A 20,780-nucleotide genomic window follows, 5' to 3' on the forward strand; every position below is an offset into this window, starting at 1 on the left:
TCATCCATGACGTTGAAGTGGCAGAACCGATTGTTGAGCCTGTTGTGGCGCCAGAGGTTTCTGACACTGTGTCGCCTAGCGTTACGGCATTGAGTTTTGATACGTTGGACAATCAGCCTCAGTCTGTTGTGGTAACAGAACCTGTTGTGATGGCGCAAGTGACACCAGAATCGGTTGCATTGATAGCCCAAGAGCCTGCGCAAAAAGCTGTTGAGACTGTGACCGCACCAGAAGCAGCAGTATTGCCACAGTCTGAAGTGTTGACGGAGTCGGGATTAGAAGCACCTGTACCTTTGGTAAGTGCGGCTGTTGAAATTGCAACAATACCTGAAGAAGTGGTTATGGTGGTGCCTGCGGAGGAGACTATCTCGGCTGACGAAGCAGAAAAACCAGCAGCTTTAGTGGAGGACGCCCAGCCAGTCGTACAAGGTTGGGCAAGAGGTATTGTGCCGACTAAGGTTGAAAACGTTGCGGCAACAGTTGAGCCGATAGCCTTGGCAGAGGTGCAGGATATTGCCGTGCCGACTCAAGAAGCGGTGGCAGTTGTTGTAGAAGAAACAGTACCAGTATCTTCAGAATCTTCGTTCTTTACGGGCAATTGGGCAACCAATGTTGTTGAAGTAGAAGAAGCCATTATTGAAACGATTGCGCCAACGACGGCACCTGTTGTGAAGCCGGTGCATAGCAATCCTGTTAGCAATTTTGAACCCAATGAATCTGTGAGCAGTTGGACAGCACGTTTGAAGCAAGGCTTGAGCAAATCGCGTGACAAATTGGGCAAGTCTTTGGCGGGCGTTTTTGGTGGTGCGCAAATCGATGAAGATTTGTACGAAGAGTTGGAAGATGTGTTGTTGACCAGTGATATGGGTGTGGCCGCAACTGAGCATTTGTTAAAAGAAGTGCGCGAGCGTGTGAGTTTGAAAGGTTTGAAAGACCCACAAGAGCTGCGTGAGGCCTTGAAAGATGCGTTGGTTGAGTTGATTGAGCCCTTGCAACAACCATTGGAAATTCCTGCGGATGCCAAACCTTTTGTGATTATGATGACAGGTGTGAATGGTGCGGGCAAAACCACTTCAATAGGTAAATTGGCGACGCATTACCAACGACAAGACAAATCAGTGTTGTTGGCGGCAGGGGATACTTTCCGTGCGGCAGCACGTGAGCAATTGATTGAGTGGGGCGCACGCAATAATGTGACCGTGATTTCTCAAGCGACAGGCGATTCTGCAGCGGTGTGTTTTGATGCGATGCATGCAGCGCAAGCGCGTGGTACCGATATTGTCTTGGCAGACACTGCAGGCCGCTTGCCGACACAATTGCATTTGATGGAAGAAATCAAAAAAGTCAAACGTGTGATGCAAAAGTCTATGGACACTGCACCACATGAAATTATCTTGGTTTTGGATGCCAATATTGGTCAAAATGCCATCAATCAAGTGATTGCGTTTGACGATGCTTTGGGTTTGACAGGTTTGATTTTGACCAAACTCGATGGCACTGCCAAAGGTGGCGTGATTGCTGCTTTGGCAAAAACCCGTCCGATTCCAATTCGTTTCATTGGCGTGGGTGAAGGCATCGAAGATTTGCGCCCATTCAATGCGCGCGATTATGCCGAAGCTTTGTTAGGTGATTGATTAACTTTTTGAAAGCCACATCATGACCCGAAGCCGCGCGCTGTGGAACATGCATTTTGCAACGATTTTCTTTGGTTTATCTGGAGTGTTTGCTGCTTTGGTGCCCACTACTGCGGCAGCCATGGTTTGGGGGCGCTGTGCATTTGCAGTAGTGGTTTTGGGTTTGGTGTGCGCCCTGAAAAAACGTTTGCCGTGGCAAGATGTGGCAGCGAAAGAAATTGCCCAATTGCTGTTCATTGGTTGCTTATTGGGTTTGCATTGGTGGGCATTTTTTTATGCCATTCAACTTGGTGGCGTGGCGATAGGTACTTTGGGGTTTTCCTGTTTTCCTGCCGCGATTGCCATCATTGAAGCGCTCATATTCAAAGACAAAATCAGCCGTTTGGAAATGGTGTTGATTGTTCTCATCAGCATCGGTTTAATCTTAGTGGTACCCAGTTTTGATATGGGCAATTCTGGCACAGTGGGTTTGTTGTGGGGCATTTTTTCAGGCTTGGTGTATGCCGTGATTGCCGCACTGAACCGAGCAGGTGCTGCGCAACGCCAAGCCGATTCGATGCAATCTTGTTGGTGGCAATTTGCGGCGATTAGTGTGGTCAGCGCGTTTGCGATACCGCAATTGGGCAGTTTGGACATAGCAGGCTGGTTTTGGTTGGCTTGCTTGGGTGTGTTGTGTACGGGTTTGGCATATTGGTTGTTCATTGACAGCTTAACAGTCATCAGCGCACGCACTGCTGCGATGGTGATTGCTTTAGAGCCTGTATACGCCATTGCCATTGCTTGGATTTTTTTGCACGATGTGCCCACGCTGCGCATGATGTTAGGGGGCAGTTTGATCATCATGGCTGTTGTGGTGTCTGCACGTTTTAAAGCGTCCTGAAAACAATCAAAGAGGCTGACATGATACGATTTGAACAAGTCACCAAGGTATATCCTGGTGGCCATGAAGCATTGAAAAATCTGAGTTTCAAAATAGACAAAGGGGAAATGATTTTTTTGGCGGGACATTCTGGCGCTGGAAAATCCACGATTTTGAAACTCATTGCTGGCATTACCAAGCCATCAGATGGTGCGGTATGGCTCAATCAGCACAATATGGGCGATTTGAGTGACAACCATTTGGGTTTTTTACGTCAACACATTGGTATTGTGTTTCAAGATCACAAACTTTTGTTTGATCGCAATGTATTGGCCAATGTGTTATTGCCTTTGCAAATTTCGGGTAAATACAGTCATAAAGATGCGCTTAAGCGTGCCCATATGGCGATTGAGAAAGTCGGTTTGGCTGGCAAGGAAAAAGCTTTGCCTGTGACGATGTCAGGTGGCGAACAACAGCGTTTGTGCATCGCACGAGCGGTGGTTAATCAACCGACTTTGTTGATTGCCGATGAGCCGTCTGCCAATTTAGACCGTGCTTATGCTTTGGATATCATGGAATTGTTCCGTTCTTTTCACCAAGCGGGCACCACTGTGGTTATTTCCGCTCATGATGAATCTTTGATGGCAGACTACGGCCATCGCATTTTGCGTTTACAACAAGGCAGGTTAATCTAAATGAAGCATGCCATTTCCATGCACACGCAAGCGGCGTTGCGTGCGTTGAAGACATTTTTGCGCCAACCTTTTGGAACATTGTTGATTTTGGTGATGTTGGGCATTGCTTTGACTTTGCCATTGGCATTTTATTTGTTGGTGAAAAGCAATGAGCAAATATTAGGGCAATTGACCACAGAGCCGCAAATGACGGTGTTTGTGGATTTGACTGCAGATGACAGTGCTGTGCAGACTTTGCAAAGCACTTTGTCGCAGCGTCCTGAATTGGCGCAGATAGAATATGTGCCCAAGCAGCAAGCTTTGGAAGCTTTGCAAGACAGTATGGGCGAGCAAGATTTGGTGTCGATTTTAGAAGAAAATCCCTTGCCCGATGCGTTTGTATTGACCTTAAAGCCTGAATACAGCCCAGCGCAAATGCAAAGTTTACAGGACGCTTTGAGTATTTTACCCAATGTAGATTTGGTGCAAATGGATGCTCAATGGATACGTACTTTGTATCAATTGAATCATTTGATTCAACAATTGGTGTGGTTTTTGGCAGTGACTTTGTGTGTGGCGTTTGTGTTGGTGGCACACAATACCATTCGTTTGCAGATTTTGAGTCAAAAAGAAGAAATCGAAATCACCAAACTTTTGGGCGCACCGTCGTCATTTGTGCGCCGTCCATTTTTATACCAAGCTTGGTGGCAAGGTTTATTGGCTTTAGGGTTGAGTTTGGGTTTGTGTGCGGTTTTGGTGCAACAAACGACACCGATGCTTAGCAGCGTGTTGGCACCTTATGGTATCAATATGGCATGGCGGTTTTTCACGCCGACTGAATTGGCAGTGTTGTTTGGTTTGATGAGCGTGTTGGCGATCGTTGGCGCGACTTTGGCAACCAGTCAACATTTGCGTCACTTTAGAGCCAAACAACATTAATAAGGCGTCCTGTAACGCCGCTCAATTGTTACAGGACGCTTGAATGAAACAATAATAAATACAAGCGTTCAGAGCTCACTGAGCGCTTTTTTAGTTGGACTTGGTATGAAAAAAACACCCATTCCCATTGTGCCTTGGCGTGCGCCAAAGCTATGGTCTTTGCGCCCCTACTCTTTGTGGGTGAGCGTGTTGTCTTTGTTTGGTTTTGGCATCGGTGACGGCTTGTTATTGCAATCACAACTGGGCAATTCACCGTGGACGATTTTTGCCGAAGGTGTGTCTTTACACACGCCTTTGTCGGTTGGTGGTGCCAGCGTACTGATCAGCGCCGTGATTTTATTATTGTGGTTACCATTGCGGATTAAGCCGGGTTTGAACACGATTTTAAATGCATTGTTGATTGCTGCTGCCATCGATTTGACCCGTTATATTGTGCCGACACCTGAATTGTTGTGGCAGCAAGTGGTTTTGGGCGTATTTGGAATTGTGTTGGCAGGCGTTTGCGGTGCGTTTTATTTGAGTGCCAATATGGGTGCAGGTCCGCGTGATGGTGTGATGGTGGTATTGAGTGCACGTTATCATTGGCAAGTCAGTCACGTGCGTACGGGAATTGAAATTTTTGCCTGTTTAAGTGGTTGGATGATGGGTGGTAATTTGGGTTTGGGTACGGTGTTGTTTGCTTTGTTGATTGGTCCTGTTTTGGGTCAAACTTTGAATTGGTTTTCCAAGCGTTATCCACAAAACCATGAATGAATTATCAGCGTCCTGTAAAAAAACCTCCCTTTTGGGGAGGTTTTTAAGTTGAGGTTATGACATTTCAGAGCGTTTAAAGTGGCGAGGTCTGAAGCCTAGTAAACCTAAAACCAAGAAATACACGAAGATGCCAAGACCCACTAAGCCAAACAATTGCACACAACGTATCCAGCCTGAGGCATACCAATCGAAGTAATAAAAGGTTTGAGCGTATAGCAAAGCCCACAATACGCCACCCATGGCTGAGACTGCGACGATGACTTTTAGCAAAAAGGATTTCCAACCTGCTTTGGGTTGGTAAAAACCTGTGCGGCGCAACAATACATACAATAAACCTGCATTCAAACAAGCACCTAAACCAATGGCCAAAGCCAAGCCTGCATGTTTATAACCTTCAGCAAACAGATTCACAAAGATTAAGTTCATGATTTGGGTCATAACCAATGTAAAAATGGCGATTTTGACAGGAGTTTTGATGTTTTGGCGTGAGTAAAAACCAGGTGCCAAGACTTTTACCATAATCAAACCCACCAAGCCCACGCAATACGCTATCAAGGCCCATTGCGTATTGACTGCATCCAAGGCGCTAAACTGGTTGTACATGAACAAAGTGGCCACCAGTGGGAATGCTAAGACAGCCAATCCTACCGCAGCTGGTAAAGTCAATAATAGGCACAAGCGCAATCCCCAATCGAGCAAGGCAGAAAAATTCTGTGTGTCTTGATTGGCGGCATGTTTCGATAGCATTGGCAATAAAATTGTCCCCAATGCTACACCCAAAACGCCTGTGGGTAACTCCATTAAGCGGTCAGCGTAATACATCCACGACACCGAACCTGCGACCAAGAAGGATGCAAAAATGGTGTTAATCACCAAAGAAATTTGTGATACCGATACGCCCAAAATGGCTGGGCCCATATTGATTAAAACCCGTTTAACCGCTTGGTCTTTGAAATTGATTTTCGGCATTTTCAAAAAGCCCAATCTTGCCAAAGCAGGCAATTGAAAGCCCAATTGCAAAATACCACCTACAAATACCGCCCATGCCAATGCCAAAGCAGGGGGATCAAAATAAGGTGTGAAAAACAAAGCGAAGACGATGAATGAAATATTTAAAAAAGTGGGCGTGAACGCGGGAATGGAAAATTGGTGGTAAGTATTTAAAATACTGCCAACCAAGCTCGACAGTGAAATCAGCAAAATATATGGAAAAGTGATTTGCAACATGGTTGTGGCCAAGGCAAATTTGTCTCCGTCAGTGCCAAATCCGGGTGCCGTCACATAAATAATCCAAGGTGCTGCCAAAATACCGATGGCTGTGACAATGACCAGCACGAAACTGAGCAAACCTGTGATGTGTTGTACAAATGCTTTGGTCGCTTCTGGTGAACGAGTTTGACGATACTCCGCCAAGATGGGCACAAAAGCTTGTGCAAAAGCGCCTTCGGCAAAAATACGGCGCAATAAGTTGGGCAATTTGAAGGCTACAAAAAAAGCATCTGTTGCCATGCCTGCACCAAACATACGCGCAATAATGGCATCACGAACAAACCCTAATATCCGTGAAACCATCGTCATACTGCTGACTTTAGCTAATGTTTTTAATAAATTCATTGTGATACACAGTACAAGTTAAAGAAGAAATGAAAAACGAGAGTGTACACTTTAAGTTAAAAAATGGGTGTATTGAATTGACTTAGTGAACTATTATGAATTTAGAATAGTCTGCTTGAATATTTTTTGACTTGTTTGTTTGGACGTAATGCGTTGCTAAAAATAAACAATATTGAGACTTAAGATAAAGGAGTCATGATGAGCTGGTCTGACGGATATCATGTAGAAGCGGAATATACTTCTGGCTATTACAAAGAATTAAGCCCAACAATGCAACGTTTTTCTGCGTTGCTTAATGGTTATGATTTGCCTCCAGTGGGTCCCAATGATGCACATATGGAGTTGGGTTTTGGTCAAGGGGTGAGTATCAATATTCATGCTGCGGTGCAGCCTGGATTTTTTATTGGTAACGACTTCAATCCTACTCATGCTGCACATGCGCAGCAACTGGCATTGGCTTCAGGGGCGCATACTCAATTCAGCGATGAGAGTTTTGCCCAATTGGATGCCAGAAGTGATTTGCCTATGTGTAGCAGTATCAGTTTTCATGGTATTTGGAGTTGGATTAACGATGAAAACCGCCAACACATGTTGAATCTGATTCAACGTTGTTTGAAACCCGGTGGAGTGGTTTACAACAGCTATAACATTCTTGCAGGTCATGCGGCATTTATTCCGTGGCGCAATATGATGGTGAATCATTTCAACAGCCAATCAGGTCCTGCATTACAGCGAATTGAAGCGACGTTGGCATATATTGCTGGAATTTTTGAAAAAAACCCGCAATTGTTAGAGCAAAATCCAAGTTTGAAAAACTCTTGGGGTCGTGTGGTCAATGCCAATCGCAATTATTTGTTGCATGAATATTTTAATGCAAACTGGGATTGTTTCACTTTACACCAAGTGGCGGACTTGATGTCTGAAGTGAAATGTCAGTTTATTGGCGGCATTAATAACAATCAATACATGAATCATATTCATCTGAATCCTTCTGCATTAGAGCAAGTTTCAAACCAGCCTAATATTTTAGAAGCGGAATCTTGGCGTGATGTTTTGGTGGGCAATACTTTCCGTCGTGATTTGTATGTCAAAGGTGGTCGTCGTTTGTCACAAAGTGAGATTGTGGCACGTTTGAAAAACTATCGTTTTGTGATGGCTGTGAATGTGGATAAGTTTGGCAGCAAGCTGTATTCAGAAAGCGATGGACGTGAATTCAGTCAAGATTTGTTTGAGCCGATTCGAAATCTTTTGGCTCAACAAGATTATCGACCTAAATCGTTTCAAGAGTTGTTGGATGTCACAGACTTGAACAAATATAACTGGTCAAACATCTTACAAATTCTTTTGTTCAAGATAGACAGTTCACAATTGCATGTGTGCGCAACGCATGAAGTCAGCAATGAGCTGGTGACACAAGCACGAAATTTAAATACGGCTTTGTTAAAAGAACTGGATTACAACATTGCCAATGTTTATTTGGCTTGTCCAACGACAGGTTCTGGCTTGGTATTGGATTTTGCTTATGCTTGGGCTTTGCGAGTATGGATAGAAGATATCAATGCCAATGACCAAGTGATTTGCCAAAGAATCTGGCAATGTTTACAAGCCAATAATCGCTTTTTGATTGATAAAAATGGTAATCAATTGAATGATGAAAAAGCGACTTATGCATTTTTAAAAGAAATCATTCAAGACGCACATCAATTATTGCCAATTTGGAAACAATTGGGTGTGATTTAAACAATACTTTGTGATGTTATAAGTTAAGGGACGAGTGATGAATTGGTCTGATGGTTATAATATTGACGTTGAATATACATTTAAATATTTCGCTTATCTCAGTCCAGTTTATCAAAGGTTTGCCGCGTTGCTGAATGGTTATGACTTACCGCCAGCTTCGGAAGATGCTGTGCATATGGAGTTGGCGGTAGGACAAGGATTGAGTATTAATTTTCATGCGGCCTGTAATCTAGGTTCTTTTATTGGCAATGATTTTCATCCTAGTCATGCTTTACATGCACAGCAATTGGCGGCAAGAAGTGGTTTAAAAATTGATTTGACCGATGACAGCTTTGAACAGATGCTGAATCGTCCAGATTTACCTATGTGTAATAGCATTAGCATTCATGGTGTTTGGAGTTGGATTTCTGATCAAAATCGCCTGCATATATTGAATATTATCAAGCGTTGTCTTAAGCCCGGAGGTGTGGTTTATAACAGCTACAATATCAATGCAGGGTCTATGATTTGGAAGCCGTGGCGAGACATGATGAAGCGTTTTTATGATTGTCAAAAAGGCAGTGAAATCGATCGTTTTGAGGCAACCATTCAATATTTTAAAGAGATATTTGATAAAAATCCTCATATCATGCAAGACAATCTGGCTTTACAAAATAAGTGGAATCATATGACGAGCGTTAGTCAAGACCCGCATTATTTGTTACAAGAGTATTTTAATGAGCATTGGGATAGTTGTGATACATCTGAAATGGCAGCCTATTTTGAAGAAGCGAAATTAACACTCATAGGTCCTGCAAATTGTGGGCATGTTTGGAAATTTTTGGAGTTTTCAGGTGATACATTACAGTTCATGCTCAATCAGACCAGTCCTTTATTGTATAGCTCTTGGCGTGATTTGTTGTTACGTACTTCATTTCGAAGTGATTTGTATGTCAAAGGTGGTCAATTTTTATCCGAGCAGGCTATTTTTGCAAAGTTGAATTGTTATCGCTTTGTGCTGACGGTACCTGCTAAGGAGCTTAAAAATAATATATTTCAGTCTGATTATGAATATGATGAAGAGGTATTCAAGGCTTTGCAAGAGACTTTTTCAGCTCAAGATTATGAGCCTAAAACATTTTTACAATTGTATGAATCGGTCAAAGCATTGGGCAGCAGTCAGACGGATTTATTGATATTTTTAGTATCTAAAATGCAGGTAGGTCAAGTGCAAGTTTGCGCATCAAAAGTGAATCAGACATTGTTTGTGCAATCACAAGCATTAAATAAAGTTTTATTAGAATCAGATGATTATCAATTTAAAACAGATACTTTAGTCTCCCCAGTCACAGGACAAGGTGTTTTGGTTGATTGGAGTCATAGAGTGGTATTGCAGCTTTGGTTAGAAGACATTCATATGGCTGATGACGTTGTTTTGACTCGGTTCATAGCGCAATTACGCCGAAATAAAAAGCAATTTTTCAATCTTGATAAAACCATATTGTCACGAGAAGATGAGAAAACTTTTTTCTTGGAACATATTTTACCTTCCGCTAAATCGTATGTGCCCATTTGGCGACAATTGGGTTTGCTGTAAAGTGTGCTGGTTTAAAAAACAAAAACCTCCTTATCGGGAGGTTTTTTTGCTCAAATATCGCGTTTATGCCCAATTTGTTTATTAATGCAATATGATTGATAATCAAGATGTTAACCTATTCCTTCATGGCGATTATGCTGCTTGATGATAGGTTTTCCACAGACTTATCCACAGATTTTGATGGCATGCACATCACAATAAGTGTCCTGTAAATGTATTAAGAGGCATTGCGTGTTTGTGGATAAGTTTGTGGATAATATTTGTCAGCCACATTTTTATGTGAGCGCAAGCGGCTTTTGAAAGAGTTGGCACCCAATTGTTGTAGCATCGGATTATTCGGGTCAGCCTCAGGTCCAAGAGCCAATTGCTTTAACTCTGTGGATAAGTTGAGTAAAGTCACATGGCTGTTCAGATTTGGTGCCAAGAAGTAAGCAATGGAATAACGGTCTTGCTGTCCTTGTGGCGTGATTACGCGATGTACATTTGCACGCAAATAGCCATTGGTTGCCAATTCTAAAATCTCACCAATATTAATCACAAAAGCGTCCTGTAAAGGTGGAACATCTATCCAACCTTCATCGGTTTGCACTTGTAAGCCACCGACTTCATCTTGTAGCAACAAGGTTAAAATATCAGTATCTTTGTGCGCCCCAACGCCTTGCGCATCGGCTTGTGCAGCAGAAGCAGGGTAACGCACCAATTTCAATAAATGCACAGCAGGATCGGCAATCAAATCATCCAAAGCGTTTTCAGGCTGCCCCAACGCCACCAAAAATGCCCGTAGCAACTTGATGGCTACTTGGCGCAAAGTGTGTTGATAATCCAAAACCGTTGATTTGAATTCAGGCAAAGCGGTTGCATCTGGCCACAAATTGGGTCCTTGTAAATGTAACCATGGTTTGTCTTCTGGAATATGTTCCCAAACTGGCAATTCTGCCCCTAAATCAATTTGTTCGCGATGATCGGGTTGATTGCGGGTGATTTCTTCTTTGCTGCCGGTATAACCTCGAAATTGCGGTGAATGTACCATGTTCAAGCGATTTTTTTGTGCTTGTGGCAAGTCGAAAAAAGCCCGAGCTTGTTGTTCCATTTGACGGATTTGGGCAAGATTAACACCATGACCGACCAAATAAAAAAAGCCGATATTTCTGGCAGTTTGGCGCAATTCGGTATAAAAAGCCGCACGTTCTTCAGGATGATCCACTTTACTTAAATCTATAACAGGTAGTGTATTTTTCATGGTGACAGTCTTCATCAATTCAGGTAAGTTTCAAGTGTGTTTTAGTATAGCTTTACTTTGAGCAAGGCGACAAAGAACCCATGTTCATATGAAAATAACTACATCTTTTGTGATTGATTAGAAGGAAGAGAAATGACCACTCAAGCATACGCAGATATCAACCAACAATATATCAATGGCCAATGGCGTGATGGTGCATCTGCAAGCCGTGCCGATAACACCAATCCGTACACACAAGAAGTGATTAACACCATTCAATTGGCGAACCAAGAGGATGTGAATGATGCTTACCAAGCGGCCAAAAATGCTCAAAAAGCTTGGGAACAAACCTTGCACAATGAACGCACCGCTTTGGTGAATCGCGTGGGTCAAATTTTGCAAGAACGTGCTGGCGAAATCATCGATTGGATTATTCGTGAATCGGGCAGTACTCGTTTGAAAGCGATGATTGAATTGGGTGCGGCGCAAGGCATTACAGCGGAAGCAGCGACCTTTCCTACTCGTATGGTGGGTGAATTGTTACCTTCTAATATTCCCAATCAAGACAGTCGTTATTACCGCCAAGCTTTGGGTGTGGTCGCTGTGATTAGCCCATGGAATTTCCCATTTCATTTGAGCATGCGCTCGGTGATTACAGCGATTGCTTGTGGCAACAGCGTGGTATTGAAGCCTGCGAGCGACACACCAGTGACAGGTGGTTTGTTGCTTGCGAAAATTTTTGAAGAAGCGGGTTTGCCGGCAGGCGTTTTGAACGTGGTGGTGGGTTCAGGTCGTGAAATTGGCGATTATTTTGTAGAGCACAAAACACCAAGCATGGTTTCGTTCACCGGCTCGACCGATGTGGGTAAACGTGTGGGCGCGTTGGCAGTAGGTGGTCGCTATATCAAGCGTGTGGCTTTGGAATTGGGTGGTAATGCGCCGTTGGTGGTGTTGGATGATGCCGATATCAAGCAAGCGGTAGACATCGCAGTGATGGGTCGCTTCTTACACCAAGGTCAAATTTGCATGAGCACCAACCGTGTGATTGTGGACGAAAAAATCCACGATGAATTTGTGGCAGCATTGATTGAAAAAGTGAAAACCATTCGTTATGGTAATCCTGACAGCATGGAAACGTTTGTTGGTCCTATCATCAACCAATCACAATTGGACAGCTTGAAAAACATCATCGCCAAAGCACATGCGCAAGGTGCGCAATTGGTGGTCGGTGGTGAGATTGAAAACAATGTGTTGCCGCCACACGTATTCATCAATGTGGATCCTCAATCGGATTTGGCCAAAGAAGAAAGCTTCGGTCCTGTTTTACCTGTCATCAAAGCGCGTGACGAAGCGCATGCTTTGGAATTGGCGAATGACACCGAATACGGTTTGTCCAGTGCGGTTGTGACCAGCAATCACGAACGCGGTGTACAGTTTGCTTTGGGCATCGAAGCGGGTATGACGCATGTGAATGATATTTCTGTCGATGACCAAGCACATGCACCATTCGGTGGTGAGAAAAACTCAGGTTTGGGGCGCTTTAACGGTCATTGGATTTTGGATGAATTCACTCGCACGCATTGGGTGACTGTTCAAACCCAACCACGTCCTTACCCAATTTAAGCGTTTTATTTTTCATTTATTAGAGATGAAATGATGTTTCAAGCGGCCTGTAAAGTTTACAGGACGCTTTTTTAATGACTGCCATTGTCATAATATGATTGTTTGCCATGGCTATGAAATGGAATTCATGAAAAATCATGCACAAAATTTGTCGTTTTGGATGCAATCTTTGCCTGCAAACATGTTGGAATTTCCGCAGCCAATTTTGCAAAGTGAATATGATGTGGCGATTGTGGGCGCAGGTTTTTCGGGCTTGTGGTTGGCTTATTATTTGAAGCAAGCACAGCCTGAATGGAAGATTGCCATTTTTGAGGCCAAGCACATTGGTTATGGTGCTTCAGGCCGCAATGGTGGTTGGTTATCGACCAATATTCCGATTGTGATTGGCAATTTGCTTAAAAATCCCCGTTGGGCAAAGCAAGATGTGGTGCATTTGCAGCGACAGATTATTGATACCATTGCCGAAGTGGCCAATGTGTGTGAGCGTGAGCAAATAGATTGCGATTTGCATCAAGGCGGTTTGATGTTCATTGCCACCAGCGATGCGCAAGCATCACGTTTGCAAGACTATCATGCTGAAGAATTGGCACATGGATTTTTGCCGCATGAAATCCAATGGCTCGGTGCTGATGCAGCCAAGCAACATATCAATATAGACATCATGCAAGCGGCAACGCATTACCAATATGGCGCACGCATTCATCCTGCCAAATTGGTGTTGGGTTTGGCGCGCAAAGTCATCGCTTTGGGTGTAGATATTTTTGAAAACACGCCTGTGCAAAACTTGAGCACTCATACTGTGTATTTGTCGCATCAAGCTGTCAAAGGCCAACATATCATTGCTTGTACCGAAGGCTATACCGATCAATTGTTACAGGACGGTAAAGTCATTCCGGTGAATTCTTCTATCATCATGACACAAGTGTTGCCTGCATCGTTTTGGGAACGAGTGGGTTGGCAGAACAATGAATTGTTGGGTGATATGGCGCACGTGTATATGTATGCACAAAAAACGGCTGACTATCGGATTTTATTCGGTGGGCGTGGTGCGCCATATCAATATGGCAGCCGTGATGCGGGCGATGGTGAACTTGATCATGTCACCACGGCACAATTGTTACAGCGTTTGCGAGAATTGTTTCCACGACAAGATTTTCAAGTCGATACAGCATGGAAAGGCTCGCTTGGTGTGACGCGCGATTGGAATGCATCGGTGACTTTCGATGATAAAACAGGCTTGGGATTCATTTATGGTTTTGGTGGCAATGGCGTGGCGCCGACCCATTTGGCCGCTCGTACCATGACAGACCGAATCTTAGGCAAGCACACTGCGCTAACGACATTGCCATGGAACGATTATGTGTGTCCGACTTGGGAGGGCGAGCCGTGGCGTTGGTTGGGAATACAATCGATGTACCAATTATTGGGTTTGGCTGACCAAGTGGAAAACCGTTTACAGCTGAAAAAATCGGTGTTTTTTGCCAATACGGCATATCAAATTTGTGGTTTAGAATGAAATTTGGAGAAACAATCATGCAATTGCGTTTGATAGAACAACAAGACAATGCGGCTATGGCTGCAGTGATTCGAACGGTATCAGCTGAATATGGTTTGGGTGCGGACGAGGGTTTTGCAGTTGGTGACAGTGTGTTGGATGATTTGCATGCGGTGTATTCGCAAGCGCAAGCGGCGTATTGGGTTGTGGTCGATGATAATCAACAAATCGTTGGAGGTGGTGGCGTGGCACCGCTTCGAGGCGATGATTCGATTTTGGAAATTCAAAAAATGTATTTTCTGCCGCAAACACGTGGACAAGGTTTGGCAAAACAGATTGTGCAGCACTGTTTTGAGTTGGGTCGTGCTATTGGCAAAACGCAGTTTTATTTAGAAACCACCGCCAATTTACAGGCCGCTATTGCCTTGTACGAATGTATGGGATTTGAATATGTGAATGAGCCTTTGGGCAATACGGGACACAGTGCAGCTTGTGAAATTTATATGCTTAAGACGTTGTAAATATGCTTGATTAATGAAAAGCCAGCGTCCTGTAAACATAAACAGGACACTGGTTTTTTGTTTCACGTGAAACATTTATTTTGGTAAAACTTGGTTTTGCGGTACGCCTTTGGTATGGGCATTGATGTTGTCTATCAACATGTTAAACAAGCGCGTCATCGCTTCTTGGCTGCCCCAAGCCATGTGTGGCGTGACAATCAAATTGGGTAAACGCGTATTGACCAAAGGATTGCCATCGACAGGCGGCTCATTGGTAATCACATCAAAACCTGCACCGCCCAAACCACCATATTTCAACGCGGCAATCAACGCTTTTTCATCGACCAAACCGCCACGTCCGACATTGATGATGACACAACCCATTTTCAATTGTTTCAACTCTTCTTCGCCCAATAAATGGTAAGTTTGCGCATTCAATGGACAATGCAAAGAAATCACATCTGCTTGTTTTAAAGCGTCCTGAAACGGTACATAACCTTCACGGCAAATGTTCGCGTGTTTGTGTTCGCCATAAATCACCTTCATGCCAAATGCTTCGGCACGTTGTGCCAATGCCGAACCGATGCCGCCTTTGCCAAAAATCAACAAAGTTTTGCCATTGATATCATGAATCGGTGCACCAAAATGACAAAAATACGGTGAATTTTGCCACAAACCTGCTGCCACATCACGTTGGTAAGCGGGCAATTGGCGCATCAAAGCCATCATCAACATGAAAGCATGTTCGGCAACCGTATCATTGCCATAAGCACGAATGTTGGAAACGGTGATGCCACGTTCTGATGCGGCCTGAATGTCCACATGTTCATAGCCTGTGGCGGCAATGGCAATCATTTCCAAGTGGTTGGCAGCAGCGATGGTGTCGCGGCTGACTTTGACTTTGTTGGTGATGACAATGTGGGCATCACGGCAACGTTCTAGCGCTTGTTCATCGGTGCTGCTGTCGTATTCGGTGAGGGTGTGTTCAAAATCAAATTGCCATGGCAAAGGCATTAAAGTACCACGGTCTAAAACCACAATGTGACGACTGCTCATATCGCTCCTTGTATCTTTATAGTTAAAATTAATCGAATTTTGAAAATTAATATTAGTCAAATCTAAGTGATATGAATTATCATTTAACTACTTCCTTAACCGACAACTCTAGGAAAAACAAATGACTAAAACCCTTACCTTTGCCATTTTGCATTTTACTGTCGCGTTCAGCGTGGCTTATCTGTTGACTGGCAGCATCGCCATTTCAAGTACCGTAGCATTGGTAGAGCCTATTGTGAATACAGTGGCATTCTTTTTCCATGAAAAAGCATGGCAGCGTTTTGAAAGCAAGCGCCGTTTGAAACAAGATATGGCGCAACAACACACAGACCATCAAACAGCGGCCACTTGTTGTGTTCATCATCAATTGTTTGTAGGAGCACAAGAAGCGGGTGAGGCGGTGAAAAATAATACTCCCAACCCCATGCCTGCAAAAATTGTGTGATACAGTAAACTCTTTTGAGTTTGGGAGTGAACACATGGGTTTGCAAATCGAAGATGTGTTGATAGGCGAAGGTACGGAAGCTGTTGCAGGTAAAGAAATTACTGTGCATTACACAGGTTATTTGACTGATGGTAGCAAATTCGATTCTAGCGTAGACAGAAAACAACCTTTAAGCATAGTTTTGGGTGTCGGCCAAGTCATTAAGGGTTGGGATCAAGGCATCGTGGGTATGAAAGTTGGCGGCAAGCGCACTCTGACCATTCCACCTGAATTAGGCTATGGTAGTCGTGCAGTGGGTGGTGTTATTCCTGCCAATGCCACTTTGGTATTTGAAGTGGAATTATTGAAAGTATATTAGGACGTGTCCTCATTCTGAGGCGCATTCAATGAACATACGTGCTAAACGCAATATCGTTTTGTAGTGGTATGTTTAGTCAATCTGGTTGTAATGCCTTTGAAATGTTTGAAGCAAGCAAAGGCATTCTCAACTTCATGCGGCAATTGAAATGCATCATTGTCACATTCCATTTTTTTCTTTGTTGTTGTTCATCTTCTAAAAGTCATGAAAGCCGCGTAACCGCTTCTAACTGTTCTCCTGATTGTATCTAAATGACAGTCTTTTTATTGTCAAACTCCTCCCACCTTCAATTTTTGTATCTTATTTGGATGGAGTCAGTACCCATCATGATAAGACATGCCATGATGCATCAGGATGAAATGAATCTATCATCAATTTGATATATGATTGATTGCATATATGATAAGTTAATTAAATATTTATGATGACAGTAGTATATATATTGACTTATGATGCATGCAAAAAGCACCATTTTTTGTGAAATTTTTTTACTTTAAATCAAGCAACTTAAATTTATTCAGACTTAAATATAGCCTTTGTGCTATATATTGGGTTCCACACTAAATATAAATGGGAAGTGTCACATCATGGCAGTAGTTTTATACGATGACGGTTCGCACAAGTGCGTCGCATTTTCAGATTTGGTATCAGGTGAAGGCGTACAATCAAATCAGTTTGCTATCGTTAATAATGGTGATGGCATGTTGCTTGATCCCGGTGGCAATTTAACTTATAAACATTTGTTGGCAGAAATTTCGGATTATTTTTTGCCATCACATACCCGTTACGTGTTTGCTTCCCACGCAGACCCAGATATCATTGCGTCGATTAATGGCTGGTTGTTGATTACCGATGCCAATGTGTTGATTGCAAAAGAATGGGAACGCTTCATTCCGCATTTTTGCTTGAAGGGTGCGACGGTTGGTCGTTTGACCAGCATTCCTGCAGAAGGCATGATTGTAGACTTGAATGGTGTGGCATTGCAGGTTTTACCTGCGCACTTTTTGCATCCAGTAGGCAATTTCCACATTTATGACCCTGTCAGCAAAATTTTGTTCTCAGGTGACGTGGGTGCTTCGTTGGTCGATGCGGAAACTGCGGGCAAACCGATTGAAGACTTCGACTACCATTTGGAACACAATGGCATGTTGGGTTTCCACAAGCGTTATATGAGTGGCAATCGCGCTTGTCGTTATTGGGTCAACATGATACGCCAATTGGATGTGGAATGGATTGTGCCGCAGCATGGTGCTTCGTTCAAAGGCAAGGAAATGGTCAACCGTTTCTTGGATTGGTTTGAAGAATTAGAGTGTGGCGTGGATTTGATTACCCAAGATGATTTCAAACCGCTGATTTAATCTGAACTCAGACAAAACAAATACAGGACGCTTATTATGAAGCGTCCTGTATTTTTTTGTGGCATTGAAAAAACTATATAGATGTTGTCGCCATGATTTGGCGTGCTTGTTCCAAACGTTCTATCGTACCCACGTCTAACCACAAGCCTTGATGCACGTTGCCTGTGATGTGTTGCTCGTTCATGGCAGCTCTTAATAAAGGCGCTAATTTTGCTGCTTGCTGCATAGGTGTATGAGCAAACAAAGCAGGATGATAAATGCCACAACCGCTGAAAGTATATTGTTTGGTGGCTTGGCTCACCACATAAGCGTCCTGTAAACCAAAATCGCCATTCGGATTGTGGTCGGGATTGTGCACCAACCAAAGATGCGCCAACGTTTGCTTGCCATCGATTTGTGCCATTTTATTTTTGGCAATGGCAAAATCAATGTCGGTCAACACATCGCCATTGATGACCAAAAACGGTTCATCGCCCAATAAAGGCAAAGCCGTTGCGATACCGCCAGCAGTTTCCAAGCCTTGCGTGCCTTCGGCTGAATATTGAATGTTCAAGCCATATTGGCTGCCATCTTGTAGCACATCTTCAATTTGTTGCCCCAACCATGCGTGGTTGATCACAATATCGCTGAAGCCAGCTTGTTTGAGGCGGCGCAAATGCCAACCAATCAAAGGTTCTGCACCAACTTGCAATAATGGTTTGGGCGTGGAGTCGGTCAAAGGGCGCATGCGTTCGCCGCGTCCTGCTGCCAAAATCATGGCTTTCATAAGTGGTTTCATCAACTTGAAAAAAGAGAGTGAAAGTGTAATCCAAATTGCTGAAAATCAACACTATGGCTCAAGCGTCCTGTAATCGAATTTACGTGCTTATCATGCCATTTCTATGAAGAAGTTTTCATTTTTTGGAAATAAATTTATAAAAAAATGGTTTTTTGAATCATTTAATTTTAATTAAATAGATAAAATAAGCCAATATTGAAATTATATTTCAATAATCTTGTAAAACAATGCTTGATTTTTAAGTTTAAAGGCGTTAGCCTAACTCTATCACTAAGAGTTTTTTAAAAACAGGGTTTGGGCATGAATAGCAATATGAAAAATACTGATGACATTAAAATTAAAGAAATTAAAGAATTGTTGCCACCAATTGCACATTTGTATGAACTGCCATTGACTGAACCTGCTAGCACGTTGGTACATGATACCCGCGTGGAAATCTCGAATTTGATTCATGGTGAAGATCAGCGTTTGTTGGTGGTAGTGGGTCCTTGCTCGATTCATGACACCAAAGCGGCTTTAGAATACGCTGAGCGTTTGTTGCCATTGAAAGAAAAATACAAAAACGAATTGGTGATTGTAATGCGTGTGTATTTTGAAAAACCACGCACCACAATCGGTTGGAAAGGTTTGATTAACGATCCGCATTTGGATGGTTCTTTCGACATCAATTATGGTTTGCGCCAAGCGCGTCAGTTGTTGTTGCAGTTGAACAATATGGGCATGCCTGCTTCTACCGAATTCTTAGACATGATTACGCCACAATATTATGCTGATTTGATTAGCTGGGGCGCGATTGGCGCACGTACGACAGAAAGCCAAGTGCATCGTGAATTGGCGTCTGGTTTGTCTTGTCCTGTGGGCTTCAAAAACGGCACAGACGGCAATTTGAAAATTGCGATTGATGCCATTGGTGCAGCAAGCAATCCGCATCACTTTTTGTCTGTCACCAAAAGCGGCCATTCGGCGATTGTGCGCACGGCTGGCAATCCTGATTGTCACGTCATTTTACGCGGTGGCAGCAAAAATACCAATTACGATGCCGAATCGATTGCCAATGCCGTTGCTGATTTGAACAAATCAGGTGTGACGCCTAAATTGATGGTCGATTGTTCTCACGCTAACAGCCGCAAAAAATACGAATTGCAAATGGAAGTCGGTCGTGATGTAGCGACGCAAATCAAAGCAGGCGAAAACAATATTATGGGTGTGATGATTGAAAGCCATTTGATTGCAGGTCGTCAAGATTTGGTCGAAGGCCAAGAGTTGTGCTACGGTCAAAGCATTACCGATGCATGTATTGGTTGGAATGACACCGAAATCATTTTGGAAGAATTGGCTGCTGCTATTAAAGAGCGCAATACCGCCAAACAAGCTTAAAGGCTTTTCATCTTTATAGTATGGCGCATGATGACAAGCGTCCTGTAAGCGTTTACAGGACGCTTTATTTGTTAATGATGGCAATGACAGGAAAATAGATGATGGAGCAAAACAAGCTGCGAGTTTCAACCGATTGGCAAGAGTTTGATTGGTAGTTGATGCACGAAGTATTAAGTAACACTTATTGGGCAAAAAATATTCCATTTGCAGTGATGCAAAAAGCGGTACAACATTCTTTGTCATTTGCGTTGTTTTATGAAACACAACAAGTCGGCTTTGCACGTGTCATCACCGATCAAGCCACATTTGCATATTTGGCAGATGTGTTTATCGTCGAGTCGATGCAAGGACAGGGTCTGGCGCAGTTTTTGTTAAATGAGATTGTGCGCCATCCTCAGTTACAAGGTTTACGCCGTTTTTTATTGGCGACCAAAGATGCACATAGCTTATATAGCAAATTTGAATTTAAGCCGTTGCAAGCACCTGAAGTGTTCATGGAAATCAATGTAGCCAATATTTATGAGCGTTGAATTGAGTTTAGATGAGTGAAATGGAGTGAAATATCACATCATTGTTAATATTAAAGCGTCCTGTAAGGTTTTACAGGACGCTTTAATATTGTAATTTGCTTGTTTTTCAAATCAATTTGAAATTTATTAATATATAATTTTCTTTCAATTCAATAGCATTGTGTTTTTATAGTCATATTTTTACAATTAGGTGTTGACGGGTTTTCGGTGTTTCTGTAATATTCGGTTTCTTCGCTGCTGAGACAGAAACGA

General features: G+C 43.1%; 18 protein-coding genes and 1 pseudogene. 15 read left to right on the forward strand and 4 right to left on the reverse strand.

Going from position 1 to position 20,780, the window contains the following annotated elements; genetic code table 11:
- The first annotated feature begins 341 nt into the window (after positions 1 to 341).
- The 5 genes from ftsY (at position 342) to yczE (ending at position 4,859) form a co-directional block, all read left to right on the forward strand.
- A complete protein-coding gene (gene ftsY, locus H150_RS14065) occupies positions 342 to 1,634 on the forward strand; it encodes a signal recognition particle-docking protein FtsY (RefSeq protein WP_155970500.1) in 1,293 nt (430 codons plus the stop codon).
- A gap of 22 nt (positions 1,635 to 1,656) precedes the next feature.
- Positions 1,657 to 2,514: a DMT family transporter gene (locus H150_RS0108355; protein WP_019958603.1), complete on the forward strand. Its 858-nt coding sequence runs from the start codon at positions 1,657 to 1,659 to the stop codon at positions 2,512 to 2,514.
- Positions 2,515 to 2,534: 20 nt separating this feature from the next.
- Positions 2,535 to 3,188 (forward strand): cell division ATP-binding protein FtsE, encoded by a 654-nt coding sequence (locus tag H150_RS0108360; protein WP_019958604.1) that lies wholly within the window; start codon positions 2,535 to 2,537, stop codon positions 3,186 to 3,188.
- Positions 3,189 to 4,106, forward strand: coding sequence for a permease-like cell division protein FtsX (ftsX, locus tag H150_RS0108365; RefSeq protein ID WP_019958605.1), 918 nt, complete (start codon positions 3,189 to 3,191; stop codon positions 4,104 to 4,106).
- A gap of 105 nt (positions 4,107 to 4,211) precedes the next feature.
- Positions 4,212 to 4,859: a membrane protein YczE gene (gene yczE, locus H150_RS0108370; RefSeq protein ID WP_019958606.1), complete on the forward strand. Its 648-nt coding sequence runs from the start codon at positions 4,212 to 4,214 to the stop codon at positions 4,857 to 4,859.
- Positions 4,860 to 4,913: 54 nt separating this feature from the next.
- On the opposite strand, the gene murJ is transcribed toward yczE, so the two are convergent.
- The gene (gene murJ / locus H150_RS0108375; protein WP_026353593.1) at positions 4,914 to 6,473 is read right to left on the reverse strand and encodes a murein biosynthesis integral membrane protein MurJ; all 1,560 of its coding nucleotides are present in this window, start codon (positions 6,471 to 6,473) and stop codon (positions 4,914 to 4,916) included.
- A 198-nt stretch (positions 6,474 to 6,671) separates the two neighbouring features.
- Between murJ and H150_RS0108380 the strand changes: the two genes are divergently transcribed.
- Together H150_RS0108380 and H150_RS14785 are read left to right on the forward strand one after the other, a co-directional pair.
- Positions 6,672 to 8,213, forward strand: coding sequence for a class I SAM-dependent methyltransferase (locus H150_RS0108380; RefSeq protein ID WP_019958608.1), 1,542 nt, complete (start codon positions 6,672 to 6,674; stop codon positions 8,211 to 8,213).
- A gap of 37 nt (positions 8,214 to 8,250) precedes the next feature.
- The gene (locus H150_RS14785; protein WP_019958609.1) at positions 8,251 to 9,789 is read left to right on the forward strand and encodes a class I SAM-dependent methyltransferase; all 1,539 of its coding nucleotides are present in this window, start codon (positions 8,251 to 8,253) and stop codon (positions 9,787 to 9,789) included.
- A 217-nt stretch (positions 9,790 to 10,006) separates the two neighbouring features.
- Here the strand turns inward: H150_RS14785 and H150_RS0108390 are convergent, their stop codons facing one another.
- Entirely contained in the window at positions 10,007 to 11,029 is a 1,023-nt protein-coding gene (locus H150_RS0108390; protein ID WP_019958610.1) for an isopenicillin N synthase family dioxygenase, read from the reverse strand.
- A 132-nt stretch (positions 11,030 to 11,161) separates the two neighbouring features.
- Here H150_RS0108390 and H150_RS0108395 point away from each other — a divergent pair, with 132 nt between their 5' ends.
- The 3 genes from H150_RS0108395 to H150_RS0108405 all read left to right on the forward strand — a co-directional run bounded on the left by H150_RS0108395 (position 11,162) and on the right by H150_RS0108405 (position 14,647).
- Positions 11,162 to 12,631 (forward strand): aldehyde dehydrogenase family protein, encoded by a 1,470-nt coding sequence (locus tag H150_RS0108395; protein ID WP_019958611.1) that lies wholly within the window; start codon positions 11,162 to 11,164, stop codon positions 12,629 to 12,631.
- A 127-nt stretch (positions 12,632 to 12,758) separates the two neighbouring features.
- The gene (locus H150_RS0108400) at positions 12,759 to 14,147 is read left to right on the forward strand and encodes an NAD(P)/FAD-dependent oxidoreductase (protein ID WP_026353594.1); all 1,389 of its coding nucleotides are present in this window, start codon (positions 12,759 to 12,761) and stop codon (positions 14,145 to 14,147) included.
- A gap of 17 nt (positions 14,148 to 14,164) precedes the next feature.
- On the forward strand, positions 14,165 to 14,647 hold the full coding sequence (locus H150_RS0108405) for a GNAT family N-acetyltransferase (protein ID WP_019958613.1): 483 nt from the start codon (positions 14,165 to 14,167) through the stop codon (positions 14,645 to 14,647).
- A 75-nt stretch (positions 14,648 to 14,722) separates the two neighbouring features.
- Here H150_RS0108405 and H150_RS0108410 read toward each other — a convergent pair whose 3' ends face one another.
- Positions 14,723 to 15,682, reverse strand: coding sequence for a D-2-hydroxyacid dehydrogenase (locus H150_RS0108410; RefSeq protein WP_019958614.1), 960 nt, complete (start codon positions 15,680 to 15,682; stop codon positions 14,723 to 14,725).
- Between the two features lie 121 nt (positions 15,683 to 15,803).
- Here H150_RS0108410 and H150_RS15315 point away from each other — a divergent pair.
- The 3 genes and pseudogenes from H150_RS15315 to H150_RS0108430 form a co-directional block, all read left to right on the forward strand.
- Positions 15,804 to 15,989 (forward strand): annotated as a pseudogene (locus H150_RS15315) (DUF2061 domain-containing protein); the annotation flags it as partial.
- A gap of 172 nt (positions 15,990 to 16,161) precedes the next feature.
- Positions 16,162 to 16,485, forward strand: coding sequence for an FKBP-type peptidyl-prolyl cis-trans isomerase (locus H150_RS0108420; protein ID WP_019958616.1), 324 nt, complete (start codon positions 16,162 to 16,164; stop codon positions 16,483 to 16,485).
- A gap of 587 nt (positions 16,486 to 17,072) precedes the next feature.
- Complete coding sequence (locus H150_RS0108430) at positions 17,073 to 17,843, forward strand: oxygen-binding di-iron domain-containing protein (RefSeq protein ID WP_019958617.1); 771 nt, start codon at positions 17,073 to 17,075, stop codon at positions 17,841 to 17,843.
- Positions 17,844 to 17,916: 73 nt separating this feature from the next.
- Here the strand turns inward: H150_RS0108430 and murU are convergent, their stop codons facing one another.
- Positions 17,917 to 18,609 carry an N-acetylmuramate alpha-1-phosphate uridylyltransferase MurU gene (gene murU / locus H150_RS0108435; protein WP_019958618.1) on the reverse strand — a complete coding sequence of 231 codons (693 nt, stop codon included), beginning with the start codon at positions 18,607 to 18,609 and terminating at the stop codon, positions 17,917 to 17,919.
- 324 nt (positions 18,610 to 18,933) lie between these two features.
- Here murU and aroG point away from each other — a divergent pair, with 324 nt between their 5' ends.
- Together aroG and H150_RS14080 are read left to right on the forward strand one after the other, a co-directional pair.
- Complete coding sequence (gene aroG / locus H150_RS0108440) at positions 18,934 to 19,998, forward strand: 3-deoxy-7-phosphoheptulonate synthase AroG (protein WP_019958619.1); 1,065 nt, start codon at positions 18,934 to 18,936, stop codon at positions 19,996 to 19,998.
- A 158-nt stretch (positions 19,999 to 20,156) separates the two neighbouring features.
- Positions 20,157 to 20,528: a GNAT family N-acetyltransferase gene (locus tag H150_RS14080; RefSeq protein WP_019958620.1), complete on the forward strand. Its 372-nt coding sequence runs from the start codon at positions 20,157 to 20,159 to the stop codon at positions 20,526 to 20,528.
- The last annotated feature ends 252 nt before the right edge of the window (positions 20,529 to 20,780 follow it).

Origin of the sequence: Vitreoscilla stercoraria DSM 513, from assembly GCF_000382305.1 — a bacterium.
GTDB classification, from domain to species: domain Bacteria; phylum Pseudomonadota; class Gammaproteobacteria; order Burkholderiales; family Neisseriaceae; genus Vitreoscilla; species Vitreoscilla stercoraria.

Coding starts and splice junctions, on each gene's coding strand:
- H150_RS0108355 (WP_019958603.1), top strand. CDS start 1,657: ATGACCCGAAGCCGCGCGCTGTGGAACATGCATTTTGCAACGATTTTC.
- H150_RS0108380 (WP_019958608.1), top strand. CDS start 6,672: ATGAGCTGGTCTGACGGATATCATGTAGAAGCGGAATATACTTCTGGC.
- H150_RS0108395 (WP_019958611.1), top strand. CDS start 11,162: ATGACCACTCAAGCATACGCAGATATCAACCAACAATATATCAATGGC.
- H150_RS14785 (WP_019958609.1), top strand. CDS start 8,251: ATGAATTGGTCTGATGGTTATAATATTGACGTTGAATATACATTTAAA.
- ftsX (WP_019958605.1), top strand. CDS start 3,189: ATGAAGCATGCCATTTCCATGCACACGCAAGCGGCGTTGCGTGCGTTG.
- aroG (WP_019958619.1), top strand. CDS start 18,934: ATGAAAAATACTGATGACATTAAAATTAAAGAAATTAAAGAATTGTTG.
- H150_RS0108420 (WP_019958616.1), top strand. CDS start 16,162: ATGGGTTTGCAAATCGAAGATGTGTTGATAGGCGAAGGTACGGAAGCT.
- ftsY (WP_155970500.1), top strand. CDS start 342: ATGGTGGTGCCTGCGGAGGAGACTATCTCGGCTGACGAAGCAGAAAAA.
- H150_RS0108430 (WP_019958617.1), top strand. CDS start 17,073: ATGGCAGTAGTTTTATACGATGACGGTTCGCACAAGTGCGTCGCATTT.
- H150_RS0108405 (WP_019958613.1), top strand. CDS start 14,165: ATGCAATTGCGTTTGATAGAACAACAAGACAATGCGGCTATGGCTGCA.
- H150_RS0108360 (WP_019958604.1), top strand. CDS start 2,535: ATGATACGATTTGAACAAGTCACCAAGGTATATCCTGGTGGCCATGAA.
- murJ (WP_026353593.1), bottom strand. CDS start 6,473: ATGAATTTATTAAAAACATTAGCTAAAGTCAGCAGTATGACGATGGTT.
- H150_RS14080 (WP_019958620.1), top strand. CDS start 20,157: ATGCACGAAGTATTAAGTAACACTTATTGGGCAAAAAATATTCCATTT.
- murU (WP_019958618.1), bottom strand. CDS start 18,609: ATGAAAGCCATGATTTTGGCAGCAGGACGCGGCGAACGCATGCGCCCT.
- H150_RS0108400 (WP_026353594.1), top strand. CDS start 12,759: ATGAAAAATCATGCACAAAATTTGTCGTTTTGGATGCAATCTTTGCCT.
- yczE (WP_019958606.1), top strand. CDS start 4,212: ATGAAAAAAACACCCATTCCCATTGTGCCTTGGCGTGCGCCAAAGCTA.
- H150_RS0108410 (WP_019958614.1), bottom strand. CDS start 15,682: ATGAGCAGTCGTCACATTGTGGTTTTAGACCGTGGTACTTTAATGCCT.
- H150_RS0108390 (WP_019958610.1), bottom strand. CDS start 11,029: ATGAAAAATACACTACCTGTTATAGATTTAAGTAAAGTGGATCATCCT.